General features: G+C 59.8%; 1 protein-coding gene. It reads left to right on the top strand.

Annotated elements, in window-relative coordinates; translation table 11 throughout:
• Positions 1–1193 (top strand): homogentisate 1,2-dioxygenase (hmgA, locus tag ACR0C3_RS23280; RefSeq protein WP_480760786.1); only part of this gene is annotated, 1193 nt, incomplete at both ends.

Genomic DNA, 1193 nt, shown 5'->3' with positions numbered 1-1193 from the left:
GATTTTGAGACCGAGGCTTTGCCTGGCGCGCTACCGCAGGGCATGAACAGCCCTCAGCGCTGCAACTATGGCCTCTATGGCGAACAGCTCAGCGGCACGGCCTTCACCGCCAATCCGCCCGAGCGGACGTGGTGCTATCGAATTCGCCCGTCGGTCAAGCACTCGCATCGCTATGAGAAAATCGACCTGCCCTACTGGAAATCCGCGCCTTGTATCGACCCCGATGTGATCAGCCTTGGCCAGTATCGCTGGGACCCGGTTCCGCATTCTGACGCCTCTTTGACCTGGCTGACCGGTATGCGCACCATGACGACGGCGGGGGATGTGAACACGCAGGTCGGCATGGCCAGCCATGTCTATCTGGTCACCGACTCGATGGTGGATGACTATTTCTTCTCGGCCGATTCCGAGCTGCTGGTGGTTCCGCAAGACGGTCGTCTGCGTTTTGTGACCGAGCTGGGGATCATTGATCTGGAGCCGCAGGAAATCGCGATCCTGCCGCGCGGGTTGCTCTACCGTGTTGAAGTGCTGGAAGGTCCGGCACGCGGATTTGTCTGTGAGAATTACGGGCAGAAATTCGAGCTGCCGGGTCGCGGACCGATCGGTGCCAATTGCATGGCCAATCCGCGCGATTTCAAAGCGCCCGTCGCGGCGTTCGAGGACCGAGAGGTGCCCTCGACCGTGACGATCAAATGGTGCGGGCAGTTCCACGTCACTCAGATCGGTCATAGCCCGCTGGACGTGGTGGCCTGGCACGGCAACTATGCGCCTTACAAATACGACCTGCGCACCTATTGCCCGGTCGGCGCAATCTTGTTCGACCACCCGGATCCGTCAATCTTCACCGTCCTGACAGCGCCTTCGGGCCAGCCCGGCACGGCCAATATCGACTTTGTCCTGTTCCGCGAACGCTGGATGGTGGCCGAGGATACGTTCCGCCCTCCGTGGTACCACAAGAACATCATGTCCGAGCTGATGGGCAATATCTACGGTCAGTATGATGCCAAACCTCAGGGCTTTGTTCCTGGCGGCATGAGCCTGCACAACATGATGATCCCGCACGGCCCGGACCGCGAAGCGTTCGAAAAAGCCTCAAACGCAAATCTGGGGCCGGACAAGCTGGACCACACGATGTCCTTTATGTTCGAAACCCGCTTTCCGCAGCATCTGACCGCCTTTGCCGCAACCGAGGC

The sequence above is a fragment of the Ruegeria sp. CK3 genome (genome assembly GCF_056536565.1).
Note: the sequence above shows the minus strand (reverse complement) of the source record. Positions and strands in the feature narration are given on the sequence as shown.